An 18042-nucleotide genomic window follows, 5' to 3' on the forward strand; every position below is an offset into this window, starting at 1 on the left:
TCGAACGACTGCCCTGCATGACGCCATGAAGGGCACGCATGACCCTCTCGATCCAGCAGCTCCGCGCGTTCGTCGCGACCGTCGACGCCGGTTCCTTCACCGGCGGGGCATCCGCGCTGGGCGTCGGACAGTCCGCCGTCTCGCACGCCGTCGCCGGGCTCGAACGCGAGGTCGGGGGCCCGGTGGTCCGTCGCGGCGGCGCCGCGGTGGCCACCCCGCTCGGCGACCGCATGCTGGCCCACGCCCGCAGCGTGCTCGCCTCGGTCGACGCCCTGGAGGCCGTGGTGCGGCCCGCCACGGTCCGCGGCACCGTGCGCCTCGCCGCCGTGCCGACGGTCTGCCAGGGGCTGCTGCCGCGGCTCCGCGAGCTGTGGGCCGTGACGCTGCCCGACGTCGACGTGCAGGTCTACGAGGGCGACGACGACGAGATGGCGGAGTGGCTCGAGGGCGGCACCGTGGACGCGGCCGTGCTCGTCGACCCGGCGCCGGTGCCTGACGGCGGCGTGGTCGTCGCGCGGGACGAGATGGGGGCGGTGGTGCGGCGGGACCACCCGCTCGCCTCGAGTGCAGCGCTGACGCTCGACGACCTGCACGAGGACGGACTCGTCGCCGGCGGCGGCGGCTGCGAGCACCAGATCCAGCGGATGCACGAGCTCGCCGGCCAGCCGTTCCGCTGGGCGCACCGCGTGCGGGAGATGAGCACGATGTTCGGCATGATCCAGCGCGGCGAGGGCGTCTCGATCGTCCCGACCCTCGGGCGGGTGATGCTGCCCGACGACCTGGTGATGCTGCCCGTGGAGCCGCGGTACGTGCGGACGCTGGTGCTGAGCGGCCCGAGCTCGCGGCCGTGGCACCCGTTGGCGCAGGCCCTGGTCGACGCGGTGTGACACAGCCCGCCGCCCGGTTCTCCGACCTTCGGCCGATCCGACGCGGGTGCCGGAGTTCCTAGGCTCGGGGACATGACCACCACCCCGCTCCAGCCCGTGCCCCTCGGCCGACGGGTGTGGGCGCAGTCCTGGCGCGTCGTCGTGGCGGCGCTCGCCGGTCTCATGGCGTTCGGGGTGGTCTGGCCCGAGCTCGACACCGAGGGATGGTCGGACGCACGACTCGGCCTGGGCCTGCTCACCGACCTCGGGGCGGGGCTGGTCGCCCTCTTCCTGTACTGCTTCCGGCACCGAGCGCCGCTGCTCGTCACCCTCCCGGTGATCGCGATGAGCACGGTGTCCACCATCGCGGCCGGGGCGGGGGTGCTCGCCCTCGTCTCCCTCGCGGTCCGACGCCGACCGGTGGAGATCGCGGTCGGTGCGGTCGCGATGCTCGTCACCGGGCTCGTCGGGGACGCCCTCGTCTTCCCGAGCGGCAACGTGCCGATGTGGCAGACGATCCTCGTCTCGGTGATCTTCCTCGCGCTGGTGGTGGCCGTCGGCGTCGCGATCGGGCAGCGCCGCGCGCTCGTGCAGTCGCTCCGGGAGCGGGCGGCCCTGCTCGAGCGGGACCAACAGCTCCGCGAGGACCGCGCCCGCGAACAGGAACGTGCGCACCTCGCACGGGAGATGCACGACGTGCTGGGGCACCGGCTGTCCCTCGTCGCCCTCCACGCCGGTGCGCTCGAGTACCGCGGCCGGTCGCTGTCGCCCGACGCGACGGTCGAGGCCGCCGGGGTCGTCCGTGCCGAGGCGCACGCCGCGCTCACCGAACTCCGCGACGTGCTGGGCGTGCTGCGGGAGCCCGGGGACGGCGCGGCGCTCGCCGGTGCCGCTCCCCCGCAGCCGACCCTCCGGGACCTGCCCGCGCTGCTCGACGAGGCGCGGGGCTCCGGCGCCCGGGTGTCGTCGGCCGTCGACGAGCGGGTGTCCACCGCACCCGACGCGGTCGGACGCCACGCCTACCGGGTGGTGCAGGAGGCGCTGACGAACGCGCGCCGGCACGCGCCGGGGCAACCCGTGTCCGTCGCGGTCGACGTGGTCGGCGGGCCCGCGCTGCGGGTGCGGGTGAGCAACCCGACGACGGGCATCGTGCCCGTCGACGACGACCGGGCCGCGGGCCACGGCCTCCGGGGCCTGGCAGAACGTGCCCGGCTCGTCGGCGGCACCTTCAGCGCCGGACGCGATGCCGACGGCACCCACGTGGTCGAGGCGGTGCTCCCGTGGACGGCGTGAGCGCACCGATCCGGGTCGTCCTCGTCGACGACGACCACCTCGTCCGGGCCGGACTCCGGCTGCTCCTGAGCGGCGACGACGGCATCGAGGTCGTCGGCGAGGCGGGCGACGGACTCGAGGCCGAGGGCGTGATCGCGTCCGCGGCGCCCGACGTCGTGCTCATGGACATCCGGATGCCCCGGTGCGACGGCCTGGTCGCCACCGGACGGGAACTCCGGAAGCAGCCGGACCTCGCCGTGCTCGTCCTCACCACGTTCCAGGACGACGACCTCGTGCTGGGCGCACTGCAGCGAGGTGCACGGGGCTTCCTGCTCAAGGACACCCCGCCGCAGCAGCTCGTCGAGGCGGTCCGGACGGTCGCCGCCGGGCGCTCGACCCTGTCGCCCTCCGTGCTCGACCGCGTCATCGCCTTCGCAGCGCGTGCCTCGACCGGGACGGAGGGCGGGGCGGCCACCGTCGCGCCCGCGGCCGTCGACGGTGCCGCGGAGCGTGCGCTCCTGTCGACCCTGACCGACCGCGAGACGGAGGTCGCCCTCGCCGTGGCGGCCGGCGCCTCGAACGCGCAGATCGCGTCGGACCTGTTCGTGAGCCTGGCCACCGTCAAGACGCACGTCGGCCACGTGTACGAGAAGTTCGGGGTCGACAACCGGGTACAGCTCGCCCTGGTCGTGCACGCCGCCCGCCGCTGAGCCTGAACGTCGGCGCCGCAGTCTCGGCAGGATGGCATGCGTGCCCGACATCCACGAGAAGACCTTCCGCGACCCGGACGAGGCCACCGCCGAGGCAGCCGGCCTGGCCTGGCTCGCCGAGGCCGAGGACACCGGGGGCACCCGGATCGCCCGCGTGCTCGACCACCCCCGGCCGACCGTCCTGCACCTCGAGCGGATCGCTGACGGCTCCCCGACCAGGGCCCAGGCCGAACGCTTCGGACGGTCGCTGGCACACACCCACGCCGCCGGCGCATCGCACTGGGGAGCGCCGTCCCCCGGGTTCCCGACGAGCGGTGGCCTGCGGATGGGCCGCTCCCGCACGCCGTTCACGAGTGCCGCCGACGCACCGGCCACCTGGGGCGCGTTCTTCGCCGAGTACCGCATCCGGGACTTCGTGCAGCGCATCGTCGACCGCGGTGGCTTCGACGCTGCCGAGGCCGCGGTGTTCGACCGCGTGGCCGACCGGCTCGAGGACGGCACGCTCGGCTCCCCGCAGCCCCGGCTCGTCGGCGACGCCCCCGCGCGGATCCACGGCGACCTCTGGGCGGGGAACGTCCTGTGGCCCAGGGACTCCTCGGAACCGACCGGTGCGGTGCTCATCGACGCGACGCCGCACGGCGGGCACGCAGAGTCCGACCTGGCGCTCCTCGCCCTGTTCGGCCTCCCCCGCCTCGAGACCGTGCTCGCCGCGTACGACGCCGAGTCCCGGCTCGCCGACGGGTGGCAGGAGCGCGTCGAGCTGCACCAGCTCGCGCCGCTGCTGCTGCACGTGTTCCTGTTCGGCGGCTCGTACACCGACCACGCGCTGCGCGCAGCCCGCCGCTACGCCTGACCAGCGAAGACCGCCGAGCACGCGGTCTTAGGAAGCACCAAGGCAGCACATCGGGACGGCCGACCCGGTGCGGCGATGCTCGCTGCCATGACCACGTACCCGATCCCCGTGACCGACCGTCACGACCGAGCGCAGCCGGGAGCGCCGACGCGCCGCCCGGCCGCCGCCCGTCTGTTCCTCGGCGAGCGCGAGGACGCCCGCTGGCTCCGCCCGGCCCTCTGGGCGCTCCTCGTCGCCACCGCCGTCGTCTACCTGTGGCACCTCGGCATCTCGGGGTACGCGAACAGCTTCTACGCCGCCGCCGTGCAGGCCGGCACGAAGTCCTGGGAGGCCTTCTTCTTCGGCTCCCTCGACTCGTCGAACTTCATCACCGTCGACAAGCCCCCGGCCTCACTGTGGGTGATGGTGCTGTCCGCCCGGGTGTTCGGCTTCTCGTCGTTCAGCCTGCTGCTCCCCCAGGCGCTCATGGCCGTCGGCTCCGTCGCCCTGGTGTGGGGCACGGTCCGGCGCACCCTGGCCCGCCTCGGGACGACGACCGCGAACGTCGGCGCACTGCTCGCCGGCTTCGTCGTCGCCGCGACCCCGGCCGCCGCGCTGATGTTCCGCTTCGACAACCCGGACGCGCTCCTCGTCCTGCTCATGACCGCGGGCGCGTACGGCACCGTCCGGGCGCTCCCGAAGGGCAGCTGGCGGTGGATCGCCCTCGCCGGTGTCGCCCTCGGCTTCGCGTTCCTCACGAAGATGCTCCAGGGGCTGCTCGTCCTGCCCGCGTTCGGCCTCGTGTACCTGGTCGCCGCACGCACGAGCTGGGGCCGGCGCGCGATCGGCCTCGGCATCGCCGCGGTCTCGCTCGTCGTGTCCGCGGGATGGTGGGTGGTCGCCGTGGCGCTCTGGCCCGCGGAGTCGCGCCCGTACATCGGTGGGTCGACCGACAACACCGTCCTCGACCTGGTGTTCGGCTACAACGGCCTCGGCCGGATCGTCGGCGGCTCGGGCAACGGGGGCGGGGGCGGCATGGGCGGAGGCGGCACCGCGGGCTCCTCGTTCGGCGGCGCGACCGGGTTGAACCGGTTGTTCTCGTCCGAGATGGGCCTCGAGATCTCCTGGCTCCTGCCCGCCGCGCTCGTCGCGCTCGTCCTCGGCCTGGTGGTCGTCGGTCGTCGGCACCTCGCCGATCCCGCACGCGCCGGTCTGGTGCTGTGGGGCGGCTGGCTGCTCGTCACCGGTCTGGTCTTCTCGTTCATGTCCGGCACGATCCACCCGTACTACACGGTCGCGCTCGCCCCCGCGATCGCCGGACTCGTCGGTACCGGTGGTGCACTGCTCTGGCACGCCCGAGAGCGCCTCATCGGTCGCCTCGGTCTCGCCGCGATGGTCGCCGTGACGGCGTCCTGGGGCTGGTGCCTGCTGAACGAGAACCCGTCGTGGCTGCCGTGGCTGCGCTGGGTGGTGCTCGTCGGTGGGCTCCTGTCCGCCGCGGCGATCGTCGTCGGCAGCGTCCCCTCGCTCCGGAAGGCCGTCACCGTCGGCGTCCTCGCCGGCACCCTGTTCGGGCTGACCGGCACGACGGCCTACGCCCTCGCCACGACGACCGTCGCGCACTCCGGGTCCATCCCGAGCGTCGGTCCGGCGGGCAGCGGCTCGGGCGGCGCAGCAGGCTTCCCCGGCGGCGGTGGCAGTGGGCAGCCGGGAGGCGCGGGAGGCCCCGGCGGGTCGGCCGACGGTTCCCAGGACGGGGCCGACGGGACGCAGCAGGGCCCCGGCAGCGGCGGCCAACCGCCGACGGGCTCGGCTCCGGACGGGACGACGGGTGAGGTCCCGACGATGCCGGACGGCTCCGGCTCCGGCTCCGGTTCCGGCGACGGCTCCGGCTCCGGTTCCGGCGACGGCTCCGGCTCCGGTTCCGGTTCCGGCAACGCGACCTCCGAGGACGGCGCTCCCACCAGCGGCGGGACGGGCGGTGGCGGTGCGACGACGTCGTCCGCGCTGACGAAGCTGCTCGCCGCCTCGGACGCGAAGTGGTCGGCCGCAGTGAACGGCTCGCAGTCGGCCGCGCAGCTCGAGCTCGACACCGACACCGCCGTGATGGCCATCGGCGGCTGGTCGAGCGACCCCGCGCCGACCCTGGCCGAGTTCCAGGCCTGGGTCGCGGCGGGCGACATCGGCTACTACGTGTCCTCGGGCTCCGGCGGCGGCGGGATGGGCGGTGGGTCCTCGACCGCGAGCGCCATCCAGGAGTGGGTCGCCGCGCACTACGAGGCGACGACCGTGGGCGGCCAGACCGTCTACGACCTGAGCGCGACGACGTGACGGCATCGACGTGACCGACGACGAGGACACGGCGGTGGCTAGGCTCCAGGGCATGGCCGGCCGACCACTCCGACGCACCGACGGCAGCCCCGTCCGGGTCCTCGTCGTCGACGACGAGCACGCGCTCGCCGACGCCGTCGCCCTCGCGTTCGAGGGCGACGGCTGGGCCGTGCGGGCGGTGCACCGCGGGCGGGACGTGCTCTTCGCGGCGCGGGACTTCCTGCCCGACGTGGTCGTGCTCGACGTGATGCTGCCGGACATCGACGGCTTCGAGGTGCTCGAGCGGCTCCGGGACGCCCGGGATCCCGTCCGGGTGCTGTTCCTCACCGCGCGGGACGCCCCCGAGGACCGGCTCGCCGGACTCACCGGCGGCGGCGACGACTACCTGACGAAGCCCTTCGGCATCGACGAGCTGCTCGTCCGCGCCCGCATCCTGGCCCGGACCGCACCGCAGGTGGTCGCGGCACCGGGGACGTCCGCGGTCGTCGTCGGGGACCTCCGGCTCGACGAGGAGGACCGCTCGGTGCTGCGCGACGGCGAGCCGATCGAACTCACGCCGACCGAGTACGAGCTCCTCCGCCACCTCGCCCGCAACGCGAACCGGGTGCTGTCCCGCGAGCAGATCCTGGCGAGCGTGTGGGGCATGGACTTCGGCACGTCGTCGAACCTCGTCGACATGTACGTCTCGTACCTGCGGCGGAAGCTCGACGCCGGACGCGAGCCGATGCTGCAGACGGTCCGGGGTGCCGGCTACGTGCTGCGGCCGACGACGTGAGCCGTCCTGACCGGGCGGGCCGGGCCTCCCGTCCGGAGCGCGCCCCGTCGCTGCGGTGGCGGATCGTCGGAGCCGTGGCGCTCCTGCTCGTCGCGACGAACGTCGTCGTCGGCGCGGTGACCGTGATCGCGTACCGCGAGTACCTGGTCGGACGGCTCGACGCGGAGCTCGCGACGGCGGCGGGCCGGACCCCGGGAGGGCAGCCACCGTCCGGACCGCCCCCGGAGTCGTCCGGCGGTCAGCAGGACCCGGACAACCGGTTCATCGGGGCGCCGGGGCAGGCCGCCGACACCGTCGTGGCGATCCTCCGCGACGGCGACGCCGTGCTCGCCGGGTACACGGACGGTGCCGGTGAGCAGCACCGCCTCAGCCGAGCACAGGAGACCGTGCTCGCGGACGTCGCACCGGACGCGACCCCCACGACGGTCTCGCTGGGGTCGCTCGGGGCGTACCGGGCGCAAGCGGTCACCCGCGGCGGCGACGTGTTCGTGACGGCGCTGCCCCTCGGGGACCTGCGCGCGTCGGTCGTCCGACTCGTCGTCGTCATCGGGAGCACCACGCTGCTCGCGCTCCTCGTCGCGGCGTGGGCGCTGACCTTGGCGGTCCGACGGTCGCTGCGTCCGCTCGAGCGGGTCGCCTCCGTCGCGTCGAGCGTCACCGCGCTCGACCTCGAACGCGGCGACGCCGACATCGCCGCCCGGGTGCCCTCCTCGGACCTCGTGGTCAGCCGCGAGGTCGGACAGGTCGGCACCGCGCTCAATCGGCTGCTCGGCCACGTCGGCCGTGCGCTGACCGTCCGCCGCGATGCCGAACGGGGGATGCGGACGTTCGTCGCCGACGCCTCGCACGAGCTGCGCACGCCGATCGCGACCGTCCGCGCCTACGCCGAGCTGTCCACCGGGACGCAGGACGTCGCAGCGCTGCAGCGGAACGCCGAGCGGATCGGCCGCGAGGCGGTGCGGATGGGCGACCTCGTCGAGGAGCTCCTGCTGCTCGCCCGACTCGACGCGGCGACACTCGACGGCGCGACGCCCGACGCCGCGCCGCCCGACGCCGCGACGCCCGACGCCGCGGCCCTCGCCGCCCGGCCCGGTAAGGTCCACGAGGAGGTCGACCTCACCGCCACGGTGGTCGAGGCCGTGATGGATGCTCGAGCCACCGCACCCGACCACCGGTGGACGCTGCAGCTCGCCGAGGACGACCCCCTGACGGTGGCCGGCGACCCGGGCCAGCTGCGGCGTGCCGTCACGAACCTGCTCGCGAACGCTCGGACGCACACCCCGGCCGGGACGACCGTCGTGGCGTCGCTGCAACGGGTCCCGCGCAGCGGCGAGGGCGAGGCCGGTGCCGGTGCGCTCGCACGACTGGTCGTGGCGAACGACGGGCCGCCGATCGAGGCCGAGGTGCTGCCGGTCCTGTTCGACCGGTTCACCCGTGGCTCGTCGTCCCGCTCACGGGAGCACGGCACGAGCGGCCTCGGGCTGGCGATCGTCCGCGCGGTCGTGACCGCACACGGCGGCAGCGTCCGGGTCGTGTCGGAGCCGGGACGGACCGCGTTCACCATCGACCTGCCGGAGACCGACACCCGACCCGGCACCTGACGATCCCGGTGCACGATCCTCGCGACCTGCGGGCCAGGATCGTCACGCGCGCTCCCGATGGCTGGTGTCCGACGAGTACGCTGCGGGCACCGGCGGAAGGGGAACGCGATGGACGAGCGACACGGCGACGGGCGAGACGGCGGCGTGCGGGACGGCGATCCGCGAGCGACGGGCCAGCGGTTCGCCCGCCTCCCGGAACGCGCCCGACCCGAGGACCTGGTCGTCGAGGTCCCCGCGTTCGAGGACGACCGGCCCCAGCCCGAGCCCGAGCCACCAGCCGCCGCCCCCGAGCTCGTCGCCGCGACCCGGTTCGCGCAGACCTCGCACGCGATGCCGACGATCCGGCGGACGCAGACGCGCGCCGGGCTCTGGATCGCGGGCGTGCCGATAGCGGCGCTCGCCGTCGTCGCGATCGTGCAGATCGTGCTCGGCGTCACCGGCTGAGCCGTCCGACCGCTTCTTAGGGGCACCACAGGGTGCTGCTGCGGTCCGCATCGACGCGCTGCCGAGCCTGGGCGGCATGACGGAAGCAGCCACCCCCCACGACAGCAGCACCCCGCTCGGCAACAGCACGACGCTCGACATCGACATCGTCGTGCCCTGCCACGACGAGCAGGGCACGCTCGCCGCCCACGTCCGGCGTCTGCACCACTTCTGCCGGACGTCGTTGCAGCACACCTGGCGCATCACGATCGCCGACAACGCCTCGACCGACGACACCGCGCGCATCGCCGACGACCTCGCCGCGATGCTGCCCGAGGTACACGCCGTGCACCTGCCGCTGAAGGGCCGCGGACGCGCGCTCAAGGCGGTCTGGGCGGCGTCTCCGGCCGCCGTGCTCGTCTACGTGGACGAGGACCTGTCGACCGACCTCGCGGCGCTCGAACCGCTCGTCGCACCGCTGCTCTCGGGCCACTCGGACATGGCGATCGGCACGCGGCTCGCCGGGTCCTCCCGGGTGGTGCGGGGCGGCAAGCGCGAGTTCATCTCCCGCTCCTACAACCTGCTGCTCCGCAGCACGATGGGCGTGTCGTTCTCCGACGCCCAGTGCGGGTTCAAGGCGATCACCCGGCAGGCGGCGGAGCACCTGCTGCCGCTGTGCGAGGACGACGCCTGGTTCTTCGACACCGAGCTCCTGGTGCTCGCCGAACACGCGGGGCTGCGCGTCCACGAGGTCCCGGTCGACTGGGTCGACGACGTGGACTCCTCCGTGCACATCGCGTCGACCGCAGCCGAGGACCTCAAGGGCATGTGGCGCGTCTCCCGCGGGCTCGCGACCGGACGCATCCCGATCGACCCGGTGTACGACGCCATCGGCAGGCAGCCCTTCACGACCTCGCATGTGGGGATCGTCGGACAACTCCTGCGGTTCGGGACCATCGGCGTGCTGTCCACGGTCGCCTTCGCACTGCTCTACGCGCTGTTCCGTCCCGCGATCGGTGCGCAGACGGCGGACTTCCTCGCGCTGCTCATCACGGCGATCGGCAACACCGCGCTGAACCGCCGCTTCACCTTCGGTGTCCGAGGGCGGGCGGGGGCCGGCGTCCACCACGTGCAGGGACTCGTCGTGTTCGGCATCGCCTGGGCGATCACCGCCGGGTCGCTCGTCCTGCTGCACACGACCGTGCCCGGGGCGTCCCACGGCGCCGAGGTCCTGGTGCTCACCGGTGCGAACCTCGTCGCCACCCTGGTGCGCTTCGTCCTCTTCAAGGCGTGGGTGTTCCGCACGAGGCGGCGTCCCGTACTCGTCCGCCCCGAGACCTCCCCCGCAGCCGTCGCCGACAGTGCCGGCCCGATCGCGACGCCGGCGACCGCCGCCGCGGCGTCCCGGCGGGTCGACGAGCCAGCGGCCTGAGCCGCCTCAGCGCACGCTGCGCGGCGCGGCGCGGCCGCGGCGCGGCCGCGGCGCGGCACAACCGGGAGCACGTCGCGCCACGGGATCCCGTGGCGCGACGTGCTTCCGGTTGTGCGCGAGCAGACAGAACCGCGGCACCACACCGGCACGATCACCGGCGCCGGAACCGGGACCGGCAGCGCACCGGACGGGAGGCGCGTGGCCGGGCCGCCACGCGCCTCCCGTCCGGCCGGTCTGTTGCACCCGCGGTATACCAAGCCGTAGCATCGGCTCACCGCACCACCCCCACACAGGGCCACGACCGCCACCACCGGTCCGCCCGCGGCGAGCGCTCCACCGATGCAGCCCTGGCCGTCCGCTGCCGGCTGAGCCCCACTGGACCCGCACGTGAACCCCTCCCCCTTCGGTCTGTACGACCCTGCCCGCGAGTCGAGCGACTGCGGCGTCGGCTTCATCACCCGCCTCGACGGCACCCCGAGCCACGACGTCCTCCGCAAGGGCGACGAAGCGCTCTGCTCGATCCCGCACCGCGGTGGCAAGTCCGCCGAGGGCGTCGGTGACGGTGCCGGCGTGAGCATCGACCTGTCGGTGGAGTTCTTCAGCGCGATCACCGGCGAGGAGCTCGTCGCCGGGCACTTCGGTGTCGCGAACTGCTTCGTGCCGTCCGACCCCGCCGAGCGCTCCGCCGCCGAGCAGACCGTGACCGGAGCGATCGAGCACGAGGGCTTCGACCTGCTGCTCGTCCGCGACGTGCCGGTCGACCACTCGGTGGCCCGTCCCGAGGCCGAGCAGTACCAGCTGCCGATCGTGCAGTGGGTCTTCCGCGCGCCCGAGGGGTGGTCCCGCACGGACGTCGACGCCGCGGCGAACCGCGCCCTGCTCGCCGTCGAGCGCGTCTCGTACACGCAGGCTGCCGAGGCACACGCCCCGCACGCCGCCCTCTACCCGCTGTCGCTCAGTGCCCGGACGCAGATCCTCAAGGGCCGCCTGAACTCCGGCGAGGTCATCTCGTACTTCCGCGACCTGGCGGACCCGCGGCACTCGGTGCGCACGCTCTACTTCCACACGCGGTTCTCGACGAACACCGAGCCGCACCCGACCATGGCGCAGCCGTTCCGGCTCATGGCGCACAACGGCGAGCTGAACACCGACCGGAAGAACCGCCTGTCGGACGAGGCCCTCGCCGCCGCTCGCACGCGCAGCATCGTCCGGCCGCCCGGGCAGTCCGACTCGAGCCGCCTCGACCAGACCCTGCAGAGCCGCGTGTTCGACGACGGGCTCGAGATCGTCGAGGCCGTCGTCACCCTCATGCCGCCGGCGTGGGAGAACGACCGCACGCTGACCCCGGACGTCCGGGACATGCTCGAGTACTTCTCGCTGTACGAGGAGAAGAACGACGGCCCCGCCGCGGTGATCTTCAGCGACGGCGACGTCGTCGGCGCACGGCTCGACCGGCTGGGTCTCCGCCCGCTGCGCACCGTGCAGACGGACGAGTACCTCATGGTGGCGTCCGAGTCCGGGCAGGTGACGTTCCCGGCCGGCGACGTCGTGCACCGCGGCCGCATCGAGGCCGGCGGCATGCTCGTCGTCGACCACCGCACCGGGTCCGTCATGCGCACCGACGAGGTCCTCCGGATGCTCGCCGCGCGCCGCGACTACGGGACGCTGCTCGGCGCTGCACGCGTGCACCTCGACGACCTGCCCGCGCCGGACTACGACCGGGGCACCAACACGCTCGGCTACGACGGCGACCTGTCGCTCGCGGGCCGCTACGTGGCGTACTCGCTGAACCAGGAGAGCTTCCGGTTCATGCTCGACCCGATGCTCGCGAACGGCTCGGAGCGCATCTCGGCGATGGGCTACGGCACCGCCATCAACGCGCTGAGCGACACCGAGGGCGGGATGGCGAAGTACTTCTCGCAGCGCTTCGCCCAGGTGACGAACCCGCCGCTCGACTCGATCCGCGAGGCCGACGGCATGAGCATGCGCGTCGCCCTCGGCGCCAAGCCCGACGGGACGGGCAGCGGCACCGCCACCGCCACGCCCAGCCGGCAGATCGTCGTGGACTCCCCCGTCCTCGGGCACCTCGACATGGTCCGCCTCCGCGACCAGACGATCGTGCCGCTCGAGCGGTTCGACATGCTCTACGTTCCGGTCGTCGACGACGAGCAGGCGAACGCCGACGCCGTCCGCACCGCCACCGAGCAGCTCGCCGAGGCCGTCGCGGTCTTCGCCGAGCGCCAGGGCGGGATCGCGGTCCTGACCGACCGCTCGGTGTCGTCGACGCACGCGCCCCTCCCCGTGATCCTCGCCGTCGCCGCGGTCAACCAGCGGCTCATCGAGACCGGCTTGCGCCTGCGCGTGTCCGTCGTCGCGGAGTCCGGTCAGCTGCCGTCGTCCCACCACGTCGCGACCGCCCTGGGCTTCGGCGCCTCGGCCGTGTACAGCCTGTCGGCCCGGCTCCGTGCGGAGGAGCAGTACCCCGCCGCCCCGGCACCCGCGGGCGAGCTGACCGCGACCGACGCCGCGCTCAAGCGCTTCCGCAAGGCGACCGAGAAGGCCCTGGCGAAGACGATGGGCCGGGTCGGCCTGTGCACCGCCGAGAGCTACATCGGCGGCGAGTTCTTCGAGCCGAACTACCTCGACACCCGCGACGACCTGTTCGCCCGGGTCTTCCCGCACATGGACGCCCCGGTCGGCGGTGTCGGCTTCGCCCGGATCGCACAGGCCGCCACGGACTGGCACGAGCGTGCCCGCTCCGTCGCGACCGACGGCCAGGTGCCGCTGCTCGGGCTCTTCAAGGAGCGGTCGGACGGCGCCGGGCACTCGTTCGGCGTCGCGAGCGTGCGCGGGTTCGGCGGGATGACCGAGGAGCGCCCGGCCTTCGAGCGCTCGGGCGACTCCGACGCGCTGCGGCTGCTCACGCTCCGACAGCTCGACGACTCCTTCGGCATCTCGGACACCGCGTACCGCAACACGGGCTACGACCGCCTGAGCGACGCCGAGATCGACGCGCACCGGATCACCCCGGGCTACGTCACGTTCCTGCAGACGACGCACGACGAGCGCTCCCGTCGCCCCGCGGCCCTCCGCGACGTGCTCGCCCTGCCGGCCGACGTCACCGGTATCGACGAGGCCCCGGACTTCGCGCGCGAGCTCGGCCGCTTCTCGACCACCGGGAACGCGAGCATCACGGTGCGCGGACTGTCCGGCTCGCGGCCGTCGTCGGAGGACGCCCTGCCGGGAGGCACGACCCGCTTCACCCTGCAGCTCACCTCGACCGGACCCACGGGTGCGCTGCGCCACCGGGCCCTCGCGGACGGGCTCGCGCTGCTGCACCCCGGCCTGGTCGACGTCGACGTCGTCGCCGACGACCGGGTGACGCTCCGCGCCACCGGTGCGGCCGCCGAGCTGCTCCGCCTGCTGCAGCAGGCTCCCGCGAGCGTCGACGTGGCCGAGGTCCAGCCCGCGCACGAGATCACCCGGACCCTGGCGTCCGGAGCGATGAGCCACGGCGCCCTCGTCGCCACCGCGCACGAGGCCGTCGCGCACGGCACGAACATGGTCGGCGGCATGTCGAACTCGGGCGAGGGCGGCGAGCACCACTCCCGCTACGGCACGATCCGCGGCTCGCGCATCAAGCAGTTCGCCTCGGGCCGGTTCGGCATCTGGGCGGGCTACCTCGCCGACCCGATGCTCGAGGAGCTCGAGATCAAGATCGGCCAGGGCGCGAAGCCCGGCGAGGGCGGTCAGCTGCCGGCTCCGAAGGTCACGGTGGACATCGCCGCGGCCCGCGGTGGCACCCCCGGCGTCGAGCTCATCTCGCCGCCGCCGCACCACGACACGTACTCGATCGAGGACCTCGCGCAGCTCATCCACGACTGCAAGGCCGCCCGGGTCCGGGTGGTCGTGAAGCTGGTGTCCTCCGAGGGCATCGGCACGATCGCGGTCGGCGTCGCGAAGGCCGGCGCGGACGTCATCAACGTCGCGGGCAACACCGGCGGCACCGGCGCCGCGGCCGTCACGAGCCTGAAGTACGCCGGACGCTCGGCGGAGATCGGCGTGGCCGAGGTGCACCAGGCCCTCGTCGCGAACGGGCTGCGCCAGAAGGTCACGCTCCGCTGCTCCGGTGCGCACCAGACCGGTTCGGACGTCGTCACGAGCGCGCTGCTCGGCGGGGACTCGTTCGAGTTCGGCACGACCGCGCTCATGATGCTCGGCTGCGTCATGGCGAAGAACTGCAACGTGAAGTGCCCGGCGGGCCTGACCACGAACGCCGAGGCCTTCGAGGGCGACCCCCGCGCGCTCGCGCAGTACCTGCTCAACATCGCCCACGACGTCCGGCAGATCCTCGCCCGCCTCGGCCTGCACTCGCTCCGCGAGGCCCGGGGCCGGACCGACCTGCTCCAGCTGCTCGACCACCCGGCCTCCGTGGGTCGGCTCGACGTGCGGAACCTGCTCGCGCAGGTGCCCGAGAAGGTCGTCACCGACCCGGAGTACCTCGAGAAGGACTTCCGGACCGACGACGCCCTGATCGAGCAGGTGCGCGCGGCACTCGTCGACGGGCACCAGCACGCCCTGACCGTCGACGGCATCGCCCTCGGCAACGCCGACAAGTCCGTCGGTGGGCAGTTCGGCATCGACGTCGAGCGCGTCCTCAACCACGAGCTGCGCGGCGTCGACCTGTCCGCACACCCGGCGGTCACCGAGGACGACCGTGGCCGTCGTCGCCTGGTCGACGGTGCCGTGACCATCCGCACGAGCGGTTCGGCCGGGCAGTCGTACGGCGTGTTCACGAACGACGGGACCACGCTCGACCACACCGGCACCGCGAACGACGGTGTCGGCAAGAGCCAGTCGGGCGGCCGGATCGTCGTGCGTGCCCCGGGCGGTGGGAGCGTCGAGCGGGGCGGCAACGTCCTCGTCGGCAACTTCGCCCTGTTCGGCGCGACCGGTGGCCGCACCTTCGTCGAGGGCGAGGCCGGTGACCGGTTCGCCGTCCGGAACTCCGGTGCGACCGCCGTGGTCGAGGGCCTCGGCGACTTCGGCTGCGAGTACATGACCGGTGGTGCGGTGTTCAACCTCGGTGGCTTCGGCAAGGGGCTCGGCAACGGCATGTCCGGCGGCTTCCTGTACCAGTACGACCCGTCGGGCACGGTCACCGAGCGCGCGAGCACCGACTCGCTCCTCGTCTTCCCCGTGACCGAGACCGAGCGCGGTGCGTTCCACGAGGCCGCGGCGAAGCTCCTGCTCGAGTGGCACCTCGAGGCCACCGGGTCCGCCCTCGCCGAGCAGCTGCTCGCGGACTGGGCGACCACCCGCGGGCACGTGTTCGTCGGGATGCCGCGCGCGCTCCTGCTCAGCCAGGACGCCGACGAGATCCTCGCCTCAGCCACCCGCGCCGAGCTCCTCGACGAGCTCGCGACCTCGGTCGCGACGGACAAGCTCCGCGCGTTCAAGGTCGACTACCGCGACCAGCGGACCGTGCTCGACGGCCGTGCTCCCGCGCTCGGCGACCAGGGCGAGGACACGTTCTCGCTGCTCTCGTCGTACACGGTGCTCGGGGTGGCGCAGGACGTCGCGCAGGAGCGGGTGCCGGGCGCCGCGCCGAACGACCCCCGCGTGACCGAGGCGGTGCGGAACCTCGTCCTGACCGAGGACTTCCAGGTGAAGCAGCGCGTCGTGAAGTACCTCCGCAGCACGTTCGACCGGTTCGCCGACGACGAGCTCGCGACCCTCATCGCCGTCAAGCGGCTCGACGACTCGAAGCGTGCGCTCGCGCAGCGGAACAACCGCAGTGCGGACATGCCGGGCACCACGGGGTGGATCATGCACCAGAACGCCAAGAACGCCGGCCGGGTCCGCGCGGCCCGCTTCGACGAGCTGCTCGCGACCGCGGCGCTCGAGGACATCGCCGCCCGCGCTCCGCAGGCCCCGGTCGAGGCGGTGTCGGCATGAGCACGCTCCCGCCCACCGGGCAGCTGATCCCGGTCGACGCCCCGTTCTCGGCGGCGCAGGAGTCCTGGCTCGCCGGGTTCATCGCCGGCATCGCGGCCGCGGGCAAGCGGGTCGCCGGCGAGGCCCCGACGACGACCGTCGACGTGCTCTTCGGCACGCAGACGGGCAACGCGGAGTTCCTCGCCGACGAGCTCGTCGCCGGGGCGAGGGCACGCGGGCTCGGCGGCCGGGCGACCCCGCTCGACGCCGTGACGCCGGAGCAGCTCGCCGGCATGTCGCACGTGCTCCTCGTCACCTCGACGTACGGCGAGGGCGAGATGCCCGACAACGCCGGTCTGTTCTGGGACGCGGTCCAGGCCTCGACGGTCCCGCGGCTCGAGGGACTGCAGTACGCCGTCCTCGGGCTCGGCGACACGAGCTACGACGAGTTCTGCCAGGCCGGCAAGCTCCTCGACACCCGGTTCGAGCAGCTCGGCGCAACGCGCATCCACGACCGTGTCGACTGCGACGTCGACTTCGAGGACCCCGCCGCGCTCTGGAGCGCCGCGGTCCTGGACCGTCTCGCCGCCGAGGCCGGCGCGAAGCCGGGCGCTGCCGGCCCCGCCGCCGGGTCGGCCACCTCGTCGGCCCTGTCCGGCGGGGCGGGGGCGAGCCGTGCCTCCCGGCCGGGGTCGCAGTGGAACAAGCGCAACCCGTACCGGGCACCCCTCGTCGTGAACCGGTTGCTCTCCTCGCCGCGCAGCGCGAAGGAGATCCGGCACGTCGAGTTCGACCTCGGCAGCTCGGGCATCGAGTACGCCGCCGGCGACGCGCTCGCGGTGGTGCCGCACAACGACCCGGCGCTCGTCGACCAGCTGCTCGCACACCTCGGGGCCGACGGCTCGGCGGAGCTCGACGGGCGCCCGCTCGCCGAGGTCCTCCGCACCGACCGCGAGATCCGGACGCCGTCGAAGGACCTCGTGGCCGACCTCGTGCAGCGTGCGCCGGCGTCGGAGCTCGCGGCGGTCGTGTCGCACGGGGACAAGCACGAGCTCGACCGGTGGCTCTGGGGCCGCGACGTCCTCGACCTGCTCCGTGACGCCGGGAGTGCCGCGCCCACGATGGACGAGCTGCTCCCGAACCTCCGGGGGCTGCAGGCGCGGCAGTACTCGATCTCGTCGAGCCCGCTCGCGCACCCGGACCGCATCCACCTGACCGTCGCGTCCGTCCGCTACGGCGATGCGCGCCGCACGCACGGCGGCGTCGCCTCGACCTACCTGGCGGACCGGGTGCTGGCCGACGGCGAGGTCGACGTGTACCTGCAGCCGAACGCGGCGTTCGGTGTTCCCGCCGACGGCGACGCCCCGATGGTGATGATCGGGCCGGGCACCGGCATCGCCCCGTTCCGCGGGTTCCTGCACGAGCGGGCCGCTGCCGGGGCGACCGGGCACAACTGGTTGTTCTTCGGCGACCAGCACCGCGACACCGACTTCGTGTACGAGGACGAGCTGACGGACCTGCAGGAGCGCGGCGTGCTGACCCGGCTCGACCTGGCGTTCTCGCGCGACCAGGCCGAGAAGGTCTACGTGCAGACGCGGATGCGGCAGCAGGCAGCGGAGCTGTACCGGTGGCTCGAGGACGGGGCGCACGTGTACGTCTGCGGGGACGCGTCGCGGATGGCGAAGGACGTCGAGCAGGCCCTGCTGGAGGTCATCGCGACCGGTCGGGGCCGTGGGGACGACGACGCGCAGGCGTACCTGGCGGACCTGCGGCGCGCGAAGCGCTACGTCCGCGACGTGTACTGAGCCGCGCGTCGGCGGCGTTCCCGCGCGCAGGAGGCTGTCCCGCGCGCAGGAGGCTGTC

11 protein-coding genes are annotated in these 18042 nt (G+C 73.7%); all 11 read left to right on the plus strand.

The window, feature by feature from the left end; genetic code table 11:
• Window positions 1-38 precede the first annotated feature (38 nt).
• Window positions 39-887 carry a LysR family transcriptional regulator gene (locus tag ACIPEQ_RS11270; protein ID WP_209823990.1) on the plus strand — a complete coding sequence of 283 codons (849 nt, stop codon included), beginning with the start codon at window positions 39-41 and terminating at the stop codon, window positions 885-887.
• 72 nt (window positions 888-959) lie between these two features.
• Window positions 960-2159, plus strand: a complete 1200-nt coding sequence (locus ACIPEQ_RS11275) for a sensor histidine kinase (RefSeq protein WP_402715219.1) — start codon at window positions 960-962, stop codon at window positions 2157-2159.
• On the plus strand, window positions 2147-2848 hold the full coding sequence (locus tag ACIPEQ_RS11280; protein ID WP_402715220.1) for a response regulator: 702 nt from the start codon (window positions 2147-2149) through the stop codon (window positions 2846-2848). Before ACIPEQ_RS11275 ends, ACIPEQ_RS11280 begins: the two co-directional genes overlap by 13 nt.
• Before the next feature lie 40 nt (window positions 2849-2888).
• Window positions 2889-3701 (plus strand): fructosamine kinase family protein, encoded by an 813-nt coding sequence (locus ACIPEQ_RS11285; RefSeq protein WP_402715221.1) that lies wholly within the window; start codon window positions 2889-2891, stop codon window positions 3699-3701.
• Window positions 3702-3788: 87 nt separating this feature from the next.
• Window positions 3789-6011, plus strand: a complete 2223-nt coding sequence (locus tag ACIPEQ_RS11290) for an ArnT family glycosyltransferase (RefSeq protein ID WP_402715222.1) — start codon at window positions 3789-3791, stop codon at window positions 6009-6011.
• A 52-nt stretch (window positions 6012-6063) separates the two neighbouring features.
• Entirely contained in the window at window positions 6064-6786 is a 723-nt protein-coding gene (locus ACIPEQ_RS11295) for a response regulator transcription factor (RefSeq protein ID WP_402715223.1), read from the plus strand.
• A gap of 74 nt (window positions 6787-6860) precedes the next feature.
• Window positions 6861-8387, plus strand: coding sequence for a sensor histidine kinase (locus ACIPEQ_RS11300; RefSeq protein WP_402715224.1), 1527 nt, complete (start codon window positions 6861-6863; stop codon window positions 8385-8387).
• A gap of 108 nt (window positions 8388-8495) precedes the next feature.
• Window positions 8496-8831, plus strand: a complete 336-nt coding sequence (locus ACIPEQ_RS11305; protein ID WP_402715225.1) for a hypothetical protein — start codon at window positions 8496-8498, stop codon at window positions 8829-8831.
• Between the two features lie 76 nt (window positions 8832-8907).
• Window positions 8908-10242 (plus strand): glycosyltransferase, encoded by a 1335-nt coding sequence (locus ACIPEQ_RS11310; protein ID WP_402715226.1) that lies wholly within the window; start codon window positions 8908-8910, stop codon window positions 10240-10242.
• A 387-nt stretch (window positions 10243-10629) separates the two neighbouring features.
• Window positions 10630-16200, plus strand: coding sequence for a glutamate synthase-related protein (locus ACIPEQ_RS11315; RefSeq protein ID WP_402715227.1), 5571 nt, complete (start codon window positions 10630-10632; stop codon window positions 16198-16200).
• Window positions 16197-17984, plus strand: coding sequence for a sulfite reductase subunit alpha (locus ACIPEQ_RS11320; protein ID WP_402715228.1), 1788 nt, complete (start codon window positions 16197-16199; stop codon window positions 17982-17984). Before ACIPEQ_RS11315 ends, ACIPEQ_RS11320 begins: the two co-directional genes overlap by 4 nt.
• Window positions 17985-18042 lie beyond the last annotated feature (58 nt).

It is taken from the genome of Curtobacterium sp. NPDC087080 (assembly GCF_044745105.1).
GTDB lineage: Bacteria > Actinomycetota > Actinomycetes > Actinomycetales > Microbacteriaceae > Curtobacterium.

Coding starts and splice junctions, on each gene's coding strand:
- ACIPEQ_RS11270 (WP_209823990.1), top strand. CDS start 39: ATGACCCTCTCGATCCAGCAGCTCCGCGCGTTCGTCGCGACCGTCGAC.
- ACIPEQ_RS11275 (WP_402715219.1), top strand. CDS start 960: ATGACCACCACCCCGCTCCAGCCCGTGCCCCTCGGCCGACGGGTGTGG.
- ACIPEQ_RS11290 (WP_402715222.1), top strand. CDS start 3,789: ATGACCACGTACCCGATCCCCGTGACCGACCGTCACGACCGAGCGCAG.
- ACIPEQ_RS11295 (WP_402715223.1), top strand. CDS start 6,064: ATGGCCGGCCGACCACTCCGACGCACCGACGGCAGCCCCGTCCGGGTC.
- ACIPEQ_RS11305 (WP_402715225.1), top strand. CDS start 8,496: ATGGACGAGCGACACGGCGACGGGCGAGACGGCGGCGTGCGGGACGGC.
- ACIPEQ_RS11310 (WP_402715226.1), top strand. CDS start 8,908: ATGACGGAAGCAGCCACCCCCCACGACAGCAGCACCCCGCTCGGCAAC.
- ACIPEQ_RS11320 (WP_402715228.1), top strand. CDS start 16,197: ATGAGCACGCTCCCGCCCACCGGGCAGCTGATCCCGGTCGACGCCCCG.